Source organism: Bacillus sp. JS (assembly GCF_000259365.1).
Taxonomy (GTDB): Bacteria; Bacillota; Bacilli; order Bacillales; family Bacillaceae; genus Bacillus; species Bacillus stercoris.
In genome coordinates, this window is record NC_017743.1 from 1,650,067 (window position 1) to 1,664,575 (window position 14,509).

A 14,509-nucleotide genomic window follows, 5' to 3' on the forward strand; every position below is an offset into this window, starting at 1 on the left:
GAGCTTGCTTTATACTTATGGAGCAAGAAGAGGAACAGCGTGAGGCAAGAAAGAAAGGAGTCAGATGTGAAAATCTATTTAGATGTCATTTGGCTGTTAAACTTTTGTTTTGATGCACTTTTGCTTTTGCTCACGGCATTTATTTTAAAACGGCATGTGAAAAAAAGAAGACTGATAGGCGGGGCGTTCATCGGTTCGAGTATTGTCCTTTTGATGTTTACTCCTTTTTCGCCGATTGTTGACCATCCGGCTGGGAAGCTAGCTTTTTCAGTTGTGATTGTACTGGTGACATTTGGCTTTAAAAGATTTCGCTTTTTCTTTCAAAATTTGTTTTCCTTTTATTTTGCCACTTTTTTAATGGGGGGAGGAATTATCGGAGCTCATTCTTTGCTGCAGTCAAATTCTATTGTTCGAAACGGTGTCATGATTACCAATCAAACAGGGTTTGGAGACCCGATCAGCTGGTTGTTTATTGTTGCTGGCTTTCCAGCATTATGGTTTTTTTCTAAAAGAAGAATCGAAGATATTGAAACAAAAAACATTCAATATGAGGAACGAGTCAGCGTGCAGGCCGATTTGGGCAACCAAACACTTCATGTCAGAGGCCTGATTGATTCGGGCAATCAGCTGTACGATCCTCTTACAAAAACACCGGTTATGATCATTTACGTTGATAAATTGGAGTCGATTTTCGGAGCAGCCGAAACGATGATCATTCGAAACACAGACCCGCTGGAAGCCATCGAACAGCTTGATGATTCATTTCGCTTTTTAGATAAAATGAGGTTGATTCCATACAGGGGAGTTGGTCAGCAAAATCAATTTTTATTATGCGTTAAACCAGATCACGTAACGATTATGACAAAAGAAGAAATGATTTGTGCAGATAAATGCTTAATCGGTATCAGCACAACAAAGCTGTCGGCAGATGGCGAGTTTGATGCTATTATTCATCCGAAAATGCTTTCGGGCAAGGCTGTCAAACACGTTTCATAAAGTTCGCAAATGTCCGTTACTTATCATACTCAAACGGCGGTACATTTAGAAGGGAGAGGAAGATGAAAAAACTAAAATTACGGTTGACGCACCTCTGGTATAAGCTGCTGATGAAACTTGGGCTGAAAAGTGATGAAGTCTACTACATAGGTGGGAGTGAAGCCCTGCCGCCTCCATTGTCTAAAGATGAGGAGCAGGTGTTGTTAATGAAGCTCCCAAACGGCGATCAGGCGGCACGTGCCATTTTAATTGAACGCAATTTGCGCCTGGTCGTTTATATCGCCCGTAAATTTGAAAATACGGGAATTAACATAGAGGATTTAATCAGCATCGGTACCATCGGATTGATCAAAGCTGTGAATACATTCAATCCAGAAAAGAAAATTAAGCTGGCGACCTATGCTTCCCGCTGTATAGAAAATGAAATTCTGATGTATCTGAGGAGAAACAACAAAATCCGTTCAGAGGTTTCCTTTGATGAACCGCTTAATATTGATTGGGACGGCAATGAGCTTTTGCTTTCTGATGTGCTCGGCACAGACGATGACATCATCACTAAAGACATAGAAGCTAACGTAGATAAAAAGCTTTTGAAAAAAGCGCTTGAACAGCTTAATGAGAGGGAAAAGCAAATTATGGAGCTGCGGTTTGGGCTTGTCGGTGAAGAAGAAAAAACCCAAAAGGATGTAGCGGATATGATGGGGATTTCACAGTCCTATATTTCACGGCTTGAGAAACGAATTATAAAAAGATTGAGAAAAGAGTTCAACAAAATGGTGTAAAAAATTTTATGGATAGAACCCCTTGATTTTACAGGGGTTTCCTGATTCCGACAGTTTTTCGGCCTGATTGCAGTGCATATTTTTCCCACCCAAGGAGATACTTAACGGTGTACAGCAGCTCCTGTAGGGAGGGAAAAAAGTGTCGAGAAATAAAGTCGAAATCTGCGGGGTGGATACCTCCAAATTACCAGTACTCAAGAATGAAGAGATGAGAAAGCTGTTTAGGCAGCTGCAGGATGAAGGCGATGATTCAGCAAGAGAAAAGCTTGTAAATGGGAACTTGCGTCTTGTCTTAAGTGTCATTCAACGATTTAATAACAGAGGGGAGTATGTTGATGACTTATTTCAAGTCGGCTGCATCGGACTAATGAAATCCATTGATAATTTTGACCTAAGCCACAATGTTAAGTTTTCAACATACGCTGTACCTATGATTATCGGAGAGATCCGCAGGTATTTACGCGATAATAACCCGATCCGTGTCTCAAGATCACTCCGGGACATCGCTTACAAGGCGCTTCAGGTAAGAGAGCGGTTAATCAGTGAGACAAGCAAGGAGCCGACTGCAGAAGACATCGCAAAAGTTCTTGAAGTACCGCATGAGGAAATTGTATTTGCGCTTGATGCCATTCAGGATCCGGTTTCTCTATTTGAACCGATCTATAACGACGGCGGAGACCCGATTTATGTGATGGACCAAATCAGTGATGAGCGCAATACAGATACACAATGGATTGAAGAGCTGGCTTTAAAAGAGGGCATGAGAAGGCTGAACGATAGGGAAAAAATGATTTTGAGAAAACGATTCTTCCAAGGAAAAACCCAAATGGAAGTCGCCGAGGAAATCGGAATATCCCAAGCACAGGTGTCCAGACTTGAAAAAGCGGCTATCAAACAAATGAATAAAAATATTCATCAATAATGAAAAGCCTTTAAAACGATTTTGTTTTAAAGGCTTTTCTATTGTTTGCCGACGGTTTACGTTTTGGAAAAAATAAGGTATCCTAGTTTGTACGAAGTTTTAAGAAAATTAAAACAATTACAAAAGGCAATCAAGAGGAGGACCACGATGATTTTGCAGCTTGACAATGTCTCATTAAAACGGAATGGGAAATGGATATTGAGGGATATTCATTGGAAGGTGGAAGAAAAGGAAAATTGGGTGCTTTACGGCCTAAATGGCGCCGGGAAGACAGCACTGTTAAATATGCTTTGCTCTTATTATTTTCCAACATCAGGCGAGATGCAGGTGCTTGGCCATGAATTTGGCAAAACAGAGCTTGGGGAAAAACTCAGACGTAAAATTGGCCTCGTCTCAGCAGCTCTTCAGCAAAAATTGTACCCGGCAGATTCAGCCTTTGAAATTGCTTTGAGCGGAGCTTACGCTTCAATTGGGTTATATGAAACGCCAAGTAAGGAAACCAGGGAAAAAGCGATTGGTTTGTTAGAGGACTTGGGAGCAATTGAATATGCCGACCGTCGCTATGAAACCCTTTCTCAAGGGGAAAAACAAAGAGCATTGATTGCAAGAGCACTAATGGCCGATCCGGAGCTGCTGATACTGGATGAACCAGTCACAGGGCTGGATTTTATTGCCCGGGAAAAGCTGTTAGATACGATTACATACATTGCAAACAAAGAAAATGCACCATCTATCCTTTATGTGACTCATCATGCTGAGGAAATTTTGCCTGTCTTTGATAAAGCTCTTTTATTAAAGCAGGGAGAGGTCTTTGGAGCCGGAGAAATAAAGGAAATGCTTACTGATCAAATACTTTCCGCTTTTTTTGATACGCCAATCCATGTATTATGGAATCAAGATCGGCCGTTTTTAACAAGAGCTGAGCCGATAACGAATGCCTGACAAACACATAGATTCATCCTAGGGGTGCTTTGCGAAGCTGAGAGAGACTTTGTCTCAACCCTTTTGACCTGATCTGGATCATGCCAGCGGAGGGAAGCGGTGAATAAACAGAGTGCATAGGACTCTGTTTGTTTTTATTGAGCCGTTTCATAACTTGAAGCGGCTTTTTATTTTTGAAGAATAGGAGCGGATTAGATTGGATCAACAAATAGACTCTTTGCTCAAAAAAGTGGAAGAACAAAAGGAGGAGCTTATTCAGCTGGCAAAAGCGCTGATTTCTTATCAAACACCTGCTCCGCCTGCAAGAAATACAGAGGGGATTCAGTCATGGATTTCGGGATTTTTAAATGAATTAGGATTTTCGATCGACAAATGGGATGTGTACCCTGGAGACCCCAATGTTGTAGGCCAGCTAAAGGGAACAGGTTCAGCAGATTATCATAGCCTGATCATCAATGGCCATGTAGATGTGGCAGAGGTAAAAGAGGATGAGGAATGGGAGCACGATCCATTTCATCCAATTGAAAAAAACGGTCTCTTAATCGGGCGAGGCGCTTCCGATATGAAGGGCGGAATGGCATGTGTGCTGTTTGCTGTCAAATTAATTCGTGAAGCAGGCATTGAACTTCCCGGTGATCTGATTCTGCAATCGGTTATCGGGGAGGAAGTTGGAGAAGCCGGCACGCTTGAATGCTGCAAGAGGGGCTACCACGCTGATTTTGCAATTGTCGCGGATACGAGCGATATGCATATTCAAGGCCAAGGCGGTGTCATTACAGGCTGGATCGAAATCAAAAGCAGTCAAACATTTCATGATGGAACGAGACGAAATATGATTCACGCAGGCGGAGGAACATTCGGAGCAAGCGCAATTGAAAAAATGGCGAAAATCATTGCGGGGCTCGGTGAGCTTGAGCGCCACTGGTCCATTATGAAACGTTATCCCGGCTTTAAACCTGGAACAAATACAATTAACCCGGCTGTTATAGAAGGCGGCAGACATGCGGCTTTTATAGCGGACGAATGCCGGCTGTGGATCACAGTCCATTTTTATCCGAATGAAACCCATGACCAAGTGGCAGCGGAAATAGAAGATTACGTCAATCGGCTGAGTGACAGTGATATTTGGCTTAGGGAAAACCGCCCCGTATTTAAGTGGGGAGGCTCATCGATGATTGAAGACAGAGGAGAAATTTTTCCGGCATTGGAAGTTGACCCTGGCCACCCAGGCGTCTTAGCGCTTACTGCCTCTCATGAGAAAGTGAAGCGGGAGAGTCCAATTATTGACGTTTCTCAATCGGTTACAGATGGTGGGTGGCTGTATGATGCCGGTATTCCATGCGTGATATACGGTCCTGGCGATCTGCACAATGCACACTCCGTGAATGAGAAGGTATCGATTGAGCAGCTAGTAGAGTATACAAAAATTATCCTCGATTTTATTATCAGCTGGTGCAGCCGGAAAAAAGAACAGTGACATGAAAATTTCTTCTTGCTGACAAGGTTCAGCCTGCCCGTTCATATACTTGAACAAAAGGATGGAAAAAGGACGTGATGGAATGATCAGCATTTCAGAATTTCAGGTGAAGGATGTCGTCAATGTCTCAAACGGAAAAAAGCTGGGGAGTATTGGTGATATTGATATCAATGTGACCACTGGTAAAATTCAGGCGATCATACTAGGAGGAAATGGGAAAGTGCTCGGATTTTTCGGAAAAGAAGAGGAATTGGTCATTCCATGGCGAAATATAGTAAAAATCGGGGAAGATGTAATCTTGGTCCGATTAAGTGAACCGCATGCATAAACCTGCTTTTCTGCCGCGGATTGGCAAATGCCGGAAGTCTCGTTTCTTCCGGCACATTTCATTTAGAAATATGCAAATCGGCGCTCAACGAATGCAGAAAGATGTGGTAAAATAAGTGGGAAATTCCGCTTTTTTAAATGTTTGTCGAAAGGTTGGATCATCATGAATACATATCACCCATTTAGTCTTACCACACCCTCGACACTCATGATACAAGACTGGGCTCAAACGAATCAAAACAACAAAAAAGTCATTGCCGGATTTACGACGAAAAACGGCGGTGTCAGCCAAAAGCCTTTTGAATCGTTAAATACAGGATTGCACGTTCATGACAAAGATGCAGATGTAGTTAAAAATCGTGAATATATTGCCGATATGTTTAATACTGATTTGCAGTCTTGGGTATTCGCTGATCAGACACATGATAATCGCGTTCAGAAAGTGACGCAGAGGGATAGGGGAAAAGGCGCCCGTGAGTATCACACAGCGCTAAAAGCAACGGACGGGCTCTATACCAACGAAAAGAATGTATTTTTAGCATTATGCTTTGCTGATTGTGTGCCTCTTTTCTTTTATGATCCGGTTAAATCACTTGTCGGAGTTGCCCATGCCGGGTGGAAAGGCACTGTCAAACAGATTGGCAGAGAAATGGTGAAGCAATGGACTGAGAAGGAAGGTTCAAATCCTTCAGATATTCAGGCTGTTATTGGCCCATCTATCAGCGGAGCATGCTATACGGTAGATGACCGTGTCATGGATGCTGTCCGCGCATTGCCGGTTTCAGCAGACCGTGCCGTTAATCAGACGGCAATGGCACAATATCAGCTTGATTTGAAAGAGCTGAACCGCCTCATACTGATAGACAGCGGTTTGGCAAATGAACAGATTTCTGTCAGCGGTTTATGCACGGAAAGCGAGCCGTCTCTTTTCTATTCTCACCGCCGCGATCAGGGGAAAACTGGACGGATGATGTCCTTTATCGGAATGAAGGAGGCATAAAGATCTTGCGTGTTGTTGATAATTTACGACATATAAACGAACGAATAAACGAAGCATGTAACAGATCGGGCCGCAGCTCCGATGAAGTTACGGTTATTGCAGTCACAAAATATGTATCACCTGAAAGAGCACAGGAGGCAGTAGATGCTGGCATCACCTGCCTCGGAGAGAATCGGGATGCGGAACTGCTCCGCAAACAGGAATTGATGAAAGGGAATCCGGAATGGCATTTTATCGGCAGTCTGCAATCAAGAAAAGCAAAATCTGTCGTCAATGCGGTTTCTTATATCCATTCCCTAGACCGGCTCTCATTAGCGAAAGAAATTGAAAAACGGGCTGAAGGTACTGTCCGATGCTTTGTGCAGGTCAATACCTCTCTTGAGCCTTCTAAACACGGCATGAAAAAAGAAGAAGTCATTCCATTCATACAGGAGCTTTCCGGTTTCGAACATATCCAAGTGGCCGGACTGATGACAATGGCTCCGCTGACTGATGATCAAGATCAGATCAGAAGCTGTTTCAGGTCGCTGAGAGAACTCCGTGACCAGGTTCAGAAACTGAAGCAGCCGAACGCTCCGTGTACTGAACTGTCGATGGGCATGTCAAATGATTTTGAAATTGCAATTGAAGAAGGGGCTACTTATATTAGAATCGGCTCATCGTTAGTCGGAAATGAAACAGGGGGTGTACAGCAATGAGTATGAAAAATAAACTGAAAAACTTTTTCTCGATGGAAGATGAAGAATATGAATATGAATATATTGAGACAGAGCGGGAATCGCATGAGGAGCATGAGCAAAAAGAAAAGCCGGCTTATACCGGGAATAAACCTGCGGGCAAACAGAATGTAGTGAGCTTGCAAAGTGTTCAGAAATCCTCTAAAGTGGTGTTGAGTGAGCCGCGCGTTTATGCGGAGGCGCAGGAAATAGCCGACCATTTGAAGAACCGGCGGGCAGTTGTCGTCAATCTTCAGCGGATACAGCATGACCAGGCGAAGCGGATTGTTGACTTTTTAAGCGGAACCGTCTATGCCATCGGCGGAGATATTCAAAGAATCGGCTCAGATATCTTTCTCTGCACGCCTGATAACGTAGATGTATCAGGCACAATTTCTGAGCTCATATCTGAAGACGAACATCAGAGGTGGTAAAGCGAGATGATCCTTTATCAAGTTTTTTCGGTTTTAAGCTTATTAATCACAATATACTCATTTGCCCTGATCATATACATTTTTATGTCATGGGTGCCGAGTACGAGGGAAACAGCAGTCGGGCGTTTTTTAGCATCGATTTGTGAACCATATCTCGAACCATTCAGAAAAATCATCCCTCCGATTGCAATGCTGGATATTTCACCAATCGTAGCAATCCTTGTGCTTCGATTTGCGACTACTGGCTTGTGGGGACTTTACCGCATGATTGCGTTTTAATGTGACAGTTTGATAGGGGCTTGGCAGCAGCCAAGCCTCTTTACATAGAAGGGAAAGACGATGAGCGATATCTATCAGCACTTCAGAAAAGACGAGCGGGCCTTTATTGATCAGGCGCTCGAATGGAAAAGAATTGTCCAGGAGCAGTACAGAATGAAGCTGACCGACTTTTTAGACCCTCGAGAGCAGGTCATCCTCACTGCTGTTACGGGACAGACAGACGTCGGGCTTGCTTTTTCCGGCGGCTATGACAGAGCGGAGCGGAAACGGGCGATTCTGTATCCAGAATACATTACTCCAGAAGAATCGGATTTTGAACTGCAGGCGTTTCATGTCCGTTATGCTGACAAGTTTGTCTCAGTAGATCACCGTTCTCTGCTTGGTGCATTAATGGGCATAGGATTAAAGCGGCAAAAATTCGGTGACATCGTGTTTTCTGAATCAGCTGTGCAATTGATTGTATCAGCCGATACCGCTGATTTTGTGGCCGCACAGCTGACTCAAGCAGGCAAAGCGACGGTCAGCCTTGAGAAAATTGGCTTGTCAGACCTTAACATTCCGGCTATTGATGTCGAAATAAGAGATGACACGGTTTCTTCTTTAAGGCTTGACGCTGTCTGTGCCTCTATGAGCAGGCAATCCCGCCAGAAATCACAGACACTTGTGAAAAACGGGCTCGTAAAAGTGAACTGGAAGGTAGTTGAAGATCCTTCCTACATAGTGGCAGAAGGGGACATGCTGTCTATCAGAGGCTTTGGCCGCTGCAGTTTATCCAAAATCGAAGGAAAAACCAAAAAAGACAAATGGAGAGTTACGTTTGAACGACAAAAATAGTCGGTTTTTCAGTTTTTTTCTCCATCTGTGCGAAATTTGTTTTATAATGTGAACTAGATAACCGTACTGAAATGTAAAAATGGAGGTGGCATCATGCCATTAACGCCAAATGATATTCACAACAAGACGTTTACAAAAAGTTTTCGCGGATATGATGAAGATGAAGTAAATGAATTTCTAGCGCAAGTCAGAAAAGATTACGAAATTGTTCTCCGGAAGAAAACGGAACTAGAAGCGAAAGTCAATGAGCTAGATGAAAGAATCGGACACTTTGCCAATATTGAAGAAACATTGAATAAATCGATTTTAGTTGCCCAAGAAGCAGCTGAAGACGTAAAACGCAATTCTCAAAAAGAGGCAAAGCTGATCGTACGGGAAGCGGAGAAAAATGCTGATCGCATTATCAACGAATCGTTATCAAAATCAAGAAAAATCGCCATGGAAATCGAAGAGCTGAAAAAACAGTCTAAAGTGTTCAGAACACGTTTCCAAATGCTGATTGAGGCTCAGCTCGATCTTCTGAAAAATGACGATTGGGATCATCTCCTTGAGTATGAAGTCGACGCTGTATTTGAGGAAAAGGAATAAATTCTCTGATTGTCTTGACATTTTCTTAGCTTGTCGAATATAATACGTTCATAAATTCAGATGAAAAAACGGTTGAAAGGGACAGTCATGTTTCCTTCAGGCCTTCATAGCGACCCGGAGATGGTGAGAGTCCGGGATGGCCGGAATCATGTAGATCAGCCCTTAAGTTTCCTTTCTGAACTCACAGTAGGTTAGGACGTTCATCACGTTACGATGCTCAAGAGGAAAAAGCGTATGCTGGCTTTTTCTAAAAGGGTGGTACCGCGAGATAAGCTTTCTCGTCCCTTATGGGATGAGAGGGCTTTTTTTATTTTCTGAAAAAATGCAGTGGAGGAATGAAAATGGATTTTAAAGACACGCTCTTAATGCCAAAAACAGATTTCCCGATGCGTGGAAATTTGCCAAACCGTGAGCCTGACATTCAAAAGAAATGGGAGGAAGAGGATATCTATCGTCTTGTGCAGGAACGGACGAAAGACCGCCCGAAATTTGTTTTACATGACGGACCTCCGTATGCTAACGGCGACATTCATATGGGCCACGCGCTTAACAAGATTTTGAAGGATTTCATTGTCCGCTTTAAATCAATGAGCGGCTACAACGCACCGTATGTACCAGGCTGGGATACACACGGATTGCCAATTGAAACAGCTCTGACAAAAAACAAAAAAGTCAACCGCAAAGAAATGTCAGTAGCTGAATTCCGCAAACTGTGCGAAGAGTACGCTTGGAAGCAAATCGAGGGACAGCGTGAGCAATTTAAACGTCTTGGTGTCCGCGGCGATTGGGAAAACCCATATGTGACATTAAAACCGGAATACGAAGCGCAGCAAATCCGCGTATTTGGTGAAATGGCAAAACGAGGCTACATTTACAAAGGTCTTAAACCGGTTAACTGGTCACCTTCAAGTGAGTCTGCTTTGGCTGAAGCCGAGATCGAATATCAAGACAAACGTTCAGCATCTATTTATGTCGCTTTTGGTGTAAAAGACGGAAAAGGCGTTCTTGAAAATGGTGAACGTATCATCATCTGGACAACAACACCTTGGACAATTCCGGCGAACCTCGGAATCTCAGTGCATCCTGATCTTGAGTACAGCGTGATTGCAGTAGGCGAAGACCGCTTTGTCGTAGCAAGTGCTTTAGTCGAAAATGTTGCGTCTGCATGCGGATTTGATCAGTATGAAGTAACAAGAACGGTCAAAGGGAAGGACCTTGAGAACATTATCGCTGAACACCCGCTATATGGCAGGGATTCTCTCGTTATGCTAGGTGAACACGTAACAACTGATGCCGGAACGGGCTGTGTTCATACAGCGCCAGGGCATGGGGAAGATGACTTTATCATCGGCCAAAAATACGGCTTAGACGTGCTTTGCCCAGTTGATGCAAAAGGTGTCATGACAAGCGAAGCTCCTGGCTTTGAAGGCATGTTCTATGATGATGCAAACAAAGCGATCACACAGCAGCTTGATGAAAAAGGCGCACTTGTGAAGCTTGAATTCATTACTCATTCTTATCCGCACGATTGGAGAACAAAAAAACCAACCATTTTCAGAGCGACAGCGCAATGGTTTGCTTCAATTAAAGATTTCAGATCAGACCTGCTGGACGCCATCAAAGAAACCAAGTGGGTTCCTGAATGGGGCGAGCAGCGTTTGCACAACATGGTTCGTGACCGCGGAGACTGGTGTATTTCCAGACAGCGTGCGTGGGGTGTGCCGATTCCGGTATTTTATGCCGAAAATGGAGAACCGATTATTACGGATGAAACCATTGAACATGTTTCTGAATTATTCAGACAGCACGGATCAAACATTTGGTTTGAAAAAGAAGCAAAGGACCTTCTTCCGGAAGGCTTTACACATCCTGGAAGCCCGAACGGCACATTTACAAAAGAACAGGATATCATGGATGTTTGGTTTGATTCAGGCTCTTCACATCAAGCAGTACTTGAAGAACGTGATGACCTCGTTCGTCCGGCTGATTTATACCTAGAGGGATCTGACCAATATCGCGGCTGGTTTAACTCTTCTCTTTCTACAGCAGTAGCCGTAACAGGTAAAGCGCCGTATAAAGGTGTGCTCAGCCATGGGTTCGCACTGGATGGAGAAGGACGCAAGATGAGTAAATCAATCGGTAACGTTGTTGTTCCGGCTAAAGTTATGAAACAGCTTGGTGCGGACATCTTAAGATTATGGGTATCTTCAGTGGATTATCAGGCGGATGTTCGCGTGTCTGACGCCATTCTGAAGCAGGTTGCGGAAGTATATCGTAAAATCCGTAACACGTTCCGTTTCCTTCACGGCAACCTTTTCGATTTTGATCCAAAAACAAATGCGGTGGCTGTTGAAGAACTTCGTGAAGTGGATCAGTATATGCTGATTAAGCTGAACAAACTGATTGATAAAGTGAAAAAAGCGTATGATGAGTACGAATTTGCGGTTGTGTATCACAGCATCCATAATTTCTGCACAATCGAATTAAGCTCATTCTATCTCGATTTTGCAAAGGATATTGTTTACATCGAGCATGCGGATCATCCGGATAGACGCAGCATGCAGACAGTATTCTACGAAACGCTTCTTGCATTAGTGAAGCTTTCAGCGCCTATCCTTCCGCATACGGCTGACGAATTATGGTCTCATTTAACATTTGTTGAAGAGCAGAGCGTTCAGCTGACAGATATGCCGGAAACAATCGCAGTTCCAAACAGTGAAGCGACTGAAGAAAAATTTGACCGCTTTATGGCTCTTCGTGATGACGTGCTAAAAGCATTAGAAACTGCGCGGAATGAAAAAATTATCGGTAAATCATTGGAAGCTAACCTGAAATTGTATCCAAATAAAGAAAACAAAGAGCTCTTGGCTTCCATTAAAGAAAATCTTTCTCAGCTGTTTATTGTGTCAGAACTGACAATCAGTGAAGAACAGGAAGCGCCGAACGATGCGCAAAGCTTTCCGACGGGTAAAATCGCTGTCGAGAAAGCGGAAGGCGAAATGTGTGAGAGATCACGTGTGATTTCAAAAGATGTAGGGGCAAATCCGAAATATCCTACACTTTCATTACGCAACGCTGAAATCGTTGAAAAATATTATGAAAAATAATGCAAAAGGGGCCCGGCGTAAAAGCCGGGCTTTTTTTGTGCCAAGAGTGACATCCTTTAGAACGGCAGGAAAAATCTTATGGGCTTTAGATCATCATTCATAGGCAACAATAAAGGTACTACGTTAAGAGCAGGAGTTGTGAAGAATGAATGATCAACTGACCGCAATTTACACGGAACTTCTTCTGATGAAAGAAGAATTACAGTCGAGATTATTTGAGTATTCTTGCTTTCAGGTTTCTACAAGCCCGCAAGCAGCAATCAATCATAAACAAAAAGCAACTCTGATCTATCACATTAAAGAAGAGCTTCAAGACGTTCTCCTTGCATTGTCGAAAATCGAAAACGGCACATTCGGATACTGTGAAGAAACCGGGGCCCCCATTCCTCTTTCAAAGCTGGCGGTGCTGCCGACGGCCCGAACAGCAAACGATTTTCTTTATTCTGTCCAATTCGAAAAAAAAACGCTTCCGATATGGAAATCAACGGATATCGAATATGGTCAGGCACTGTATGAATAAACAGTGTCTGACCAGTTAATATGCCTGATATTTCTTTACTCCAGTGCTTTTTATTGATAAAATGCATAATGGATTAAAGTAACCGTAAACTGGAGGAACGTTTGTGCTGTATTATATAATTGCACTACTTATTATTGCAGCCGATCAATTGACAAAATGGCTAGTCGTTAAGAACATGGAACTTGGCCAAAGCATTCCGATCATTGATCAGGTATTCTATATCACCTCCCATCGCAATACGGGTGCTGCATGGGGGATATTAGCGGGTCAGATGTGGTTTTTCTACCTCATAACAACCGCTGTTATTATTGGTATTGTTTATTACATACAGCGTTACACAAAAGGACAAAGGCTTCTTGGCGTTGCCCTCGGGCTTATGCTTGGCGGTGCCATCGGCAACTTTATCGATCGGGCTGTCAGACAAGAAGTTGTGGATTTTATCCATGTTATAATTGTGAATTACAATTACCCGATTTTTAACATCGCGGACTCTTCACTATGTGTCGGCGTCATGCTTTTATTTATACAAATGCTGTTGGACAGCGGGAAAAAGAAAAAGGAGCAATAGCATGAATCAAATTGATATAACCGCTTCAGAAGAACAAAAAAGTGAGCGGATTGATAAATTTTTGGCATCAACTGAGAATGATTGGTCAAGAACCCAGGTTCAGCAATGGGTAAAAGACGGACAGGTTGTCGTGAACGGGAGTGCGGTGAAAGCGAATTATAAAATTCAGCCGGGTGATCAGGTGACCGTCACTGTACCCGAACCGGAAGCGCTCGACGTCCTGGCAGAACCTATGGATCTTGATATTTATTATGAAGATCAGGATGTGCTGGTTGTCAATAAGCCTCGCGGAATGGTTGTACACCCAGCACCCGGTCATCTTACGGGCACACTTGTAAACGGCCTTATGGCTCATTGTACAGACCTTTCCGGAATAAATGGTGTGATGCGTCCGGGGATTGTTCACAGAATCGATAAGGACACGTCCGGCTTATTAATGGTGGCGAAAAATGATATGGCACACGAGTCACTTGTAAACCAATTGGTCAACAAAACGGTCACGCGAAAGTATACGGCTGTTGTCCACGGGCTTATTTCTCATGATGACGGCACAATTGACGCGCCGATCGGGCGGGATAAAAAAGACCGTCAAAGCATGACTGTGACACGTGATGGCAAAAACGCTGTCACTCATTTTCATGTGCTTGAGCGTTTTCAGGACTTTACGTTAGTGGAATGCCAGCTTGAAACAGGGAGAACCCATCAAATTCGTGTTCATATGAAATATATCGGATTCCCATTAGCGGGCGACCCGAAATATGGTCCGAGAAAAACAATCGACTTTAACGGCCAGGCGCTTCACGCGGGCGTTTTAGGTTTTGACCACCCGCGAACAGGAGAATATGTCGAATTTGAAGCGCCGCTTCCTGATGATATGGCAGAATTAATCGAAACCCTCAGAAAAAACGGTTGACAGAGTGTTTCTTTTCTGAAATAATAAACGAAGCTGAATAGATTCTTTAAAACAGTCCAGAGAGGCTGAGAAGGATAACGGATAGACGGGATGCGTGTATAGTG

Annotated in this window: 16 protein-coding genes, 1 riboswitch and 1 other annotated feature; all 16 genes read left to right on the forward strand. The window is 43.4% G+C overall.

All coding sequences use genetic code 11. From position 1 onward, the window contains the following. Positions 1-66: 66 nt before the first annotated feature. The 16 genes from spoIIGA to MY9_RS08520 all read left to right on the forward strand — a co-directional run bounded on the left by spoIIGA (position 67) and on the right by MY9_RS08520 (position 14,405). Complete coding sequence (gene spoIIGA, locus MY9_RS08440; protein ID WP_014663895.1) at positions 67-996, forward strand: sigma-E processing peptidase SpoIIGA; 930 nt, start codon at positions 67-69, stop codon at positions 994-996. A 62-nt stretch (positions 997-1,058) separates the two neighbouring features. Further along, positions 1,059-1,778, forward strand: a complete 720-nt coding sequence (sigE, locus tag MY9_RS08445) for an RNA polymerase sporulation sigma factor SigE (protein WP_003221446.1) — start codon at positions 1,059-1,061, stop codon at positions 1,776-1,778. Positions 1,779-1,917: 139 nt separating this feature from the next. Next, positions 1,918-2,700 carry an RNA polymerase sporulation sigma factor SigG gene (sigG, locus tag MY9_RS08450; protein ID WP_014663896.1) on the forward strand — a complete coding sequence of 261 codons (783 nt, stop codon included), beginning with the start codon at positions 1,918-1,920 and terminating at the stop codon, positions 2,698-2,700. A 147-nt stretch (positions 2,701-2,847) separates the two neighbouring features. Further along, entirely contained in the window at positions 2,848-3,642 is a 795-nt protein-coding gene (locus MY9_RS08455; RefSeq protein WP_014663897.1) for an ABC transporter ATP-binding protein, read from the forward strand. Between the two features lie 10 nt (positions 3,643-3,652). Next, positions 3,653-3,754, forward strand: a riboswitch (TPP riboswitch). An 84-nt stretch (positions 3,755-3,838) separates the two neighbouring features. Beyond that, complete coding sequence (gene ylmB, locus MY9_RS08465) at positions 3,839-5,119, forward strand: N-formyl-4-amino-5-aminomethyl-2-methylpyrimidine deformylase (protein ID WP_014663898.1); 1,281 nt, start codon at positions 3,839-3,841, stop codon at positions 5,117-5,119. Between the two features lie 82 nt (positions 5,120-5,201). Continuing rightward, positions 5,202-5,447, forward strand: coding sequence for a YlmC/YmxH family sporulation protein (locus MY9_RS08470; protein ID WP_003232153.1), 246 nt, complete (start codon positions 5,202-5,204; stop codon positions 5,445-5,447). A gap of 162 nt (positions 5,448-5,609) precedes the next feature. Continuing rightward, positions 5,610-6,446: a peptidoglycan editing factor PgeF gene (pgeF, locus tag MY9_RS08475; protein ID WP_041521330.1), complete on the forward strand. Its 837-nt coding sequence runs from the start codon at positions 5,610-5,612 to the stop codon at positions 6,444-6,446. Between the two features lie 5 nt (positions 6,447-6,451). Continuing rightward, positions 6,452-7,144: a YggS family pyridoxal phosphate-dependent enzyme gene (locus MY9_RS08480; protein ID WP_014663902.1), complete on the forward strand. Its 693-nt coding sequence runs from the start codon at positions 6,452-6,454 to the stop codon at positions 7,142-7,144. Further along, positions 7,141-7,596, forward strand: coding sequence for a cell division protein SepF (sepF, locus tag MY9_RS08485; RefSeq protein ID WP_014476753.1), 456 nt, complete (start codon positions 7,141-7,143; stop codon positions 7,594-7,596). Before MY9_RS08480 ends, sepF begins: the two co-directional genes overlap by 4 nt. A 6-nt stretch (positions 7,597-7,602) precedes the next feature. Next, positions 7,603-7,875, forward strand: coding sequence for a YggT family protein (locus MY9_RS08490; protein WP_003221463.1), 273 nt, complete (start codon positions 7,603-7,605; stop codon positions 7,873-7,875). A gap of 60 nt (positions 7,876-7,935) precedes the next feature. Beyond that, positions 7,936-8,709 carry a YlmH family RNA-binding protein gene (locus MY9_RS08495; RefSeq protein WP_014663903.1) on the forward strand — a complete coding sequence of 258 codons (774 nt, stop codon included), beginning with the start codon at positions 7,936-7,938 and terminating at the stop codon, positions 8,707-8,709. Positions 8,710-8,802: 93 nt separating this feature from the next. Next, entirely contained in the window at positions 8,803-9,297 is a 495-nt protein-coding gene (gene divIVA / locus MY9_RS08500) for a septum site-determining protein DivIVA (protein ID WP_003221468.1), read from the forward strand. 62 nt (positions 9,298-9,359) lie between these two features. Further along, positions 9,360-9,586, forward strand: a binding site (T-box leader). A 52-nt stretch (positions 9,587-9,638) separates the two neighbouring features. Next, complete coding sequence (gene ileS / locus MY9_RS08505) at positions 9,639-12,404, forward strand: isoleucine--tRNA ligase (protein ID WP_014663904.1); 2,766 nt, start codon at positions 9,639-9,641, stop codon at positions 12,402-12,404. Between the two features lie 145 nt (positions 12,405-12,549). Beyond that, on the forward strand, positions 12,550-12,924 hold the full coding sequence (gene ylyA / locus MY9_RS08510) for a sporulation-related RNA polymerase-binding protein YlyA (RefSeq protein ID WP_014476755.1): 375 nt from the start codon (positions 12,550-12,552) through the stop codon (positions 12,922-12,924). A 103-nt stretch (positions 12,925-13,027) separates the two neighbouring features. Beyond that, positions 13,028-13,492 (forward strand): signal peptidase II, encoded by a 465-nt coding sequence (gene lspA / locus MY9_RS08515; RefSeq protein WP_014663906.1) that lies wholly within the window; start codon positions 13,028-13,030, stop codon positions 13,490-13,492. A gap of 1 nt (position 13,493) precedes the next feature. Then, positions 13,494-14,405 carry an RluA family pseudouridine synthase gene (locus MY9_RS08520; RefSeq protein ID WP_014663907.1) on the forward strand — a complete coding sequence of 304 codons (912 nt, stop codon included), beginning with the start codon at positions 13,494-13,496 and terminating at the stop codon, positions 14,403-14,405. Positions 14,406-14,509: the final 104 nt, after the last annotated feature.

Excerpts from the sequence above, each read along its gene's own strand:
- MY9_RS08455 (WP_014663897.1), top strand. The coding sequence starts at position 2,848 with ATGATTTTGCAGCTTGACAATGTCTCATTAAAACGGAATGGGAAATGG.
- ylyA (WP_014476755.1), top strand. The coding sequence starts at position 12,550 with ATGAATGATCAACTGACCGCAATTTACACGGAACTTCTTCTGATGAAA.
- sigE (WP_003221446.1), top strand. The coding sequence starts at position 1,059 with ATGAAAAAACTAAAATTACGGTTGACGCACCTCTGGTATAAGCTGCTG.
- divIVA (WP_003221468.1), top strand. The coding sequence starts at position 8,803 with ATGCCATTAACGCCAAATGATATTCACAACAAGACGTTTACAAAAAGT.
- MY9_RS08495 (WP_014663903.1), top strand. The coding sequence starts at position 7,936 with ATGAGCGATATCTATCAGCACTTCAGAAAAGACGAGCGGGCCTTTATT.
- MY9_RS08470 (WP_003232153.1), top strand. The coding sequence starts at position 5,202 with ATGATCAGCATTTCAGAATTTCAGGTGAAGGATGTCGTCAATGTCTCA.
- MY9_RS08520 (WP_014663907.1), top strand. The coding sequence starts at position 13,494 with ATGAATCAAATTGATATAACCGCTTCAGAAGAACAAAAAAGTGAGCGG.
- sepF (WP_014476753.1), top strand. The coding sequence starts at position 7,141 with ATGAGTATGAAAAATAAACTGAAAAACTTTTTCTCGATGGAAGATGAA.
- ileS (WP_014663904.1), top strand. The coding sequence starts at position 9,639 with ATGGATTTTAAAGACACGCTCTTAATGCCAAAAACAGATTTCCCGATG.
- MY9_RS08490 (WP_003221463.1), top strand. The coding sequence starts at position 7,603 with ATGATCCTTTATCAAGTTTTTTCGGTTTTAAGCTTATTAATCACAATA.
- pgeF (WP_041521330.1), top strand. The coding sequence starts at position 5,610 with ATGAATACATATCACCCATTTAGTCTTACCACACCCTCGACACTCATG.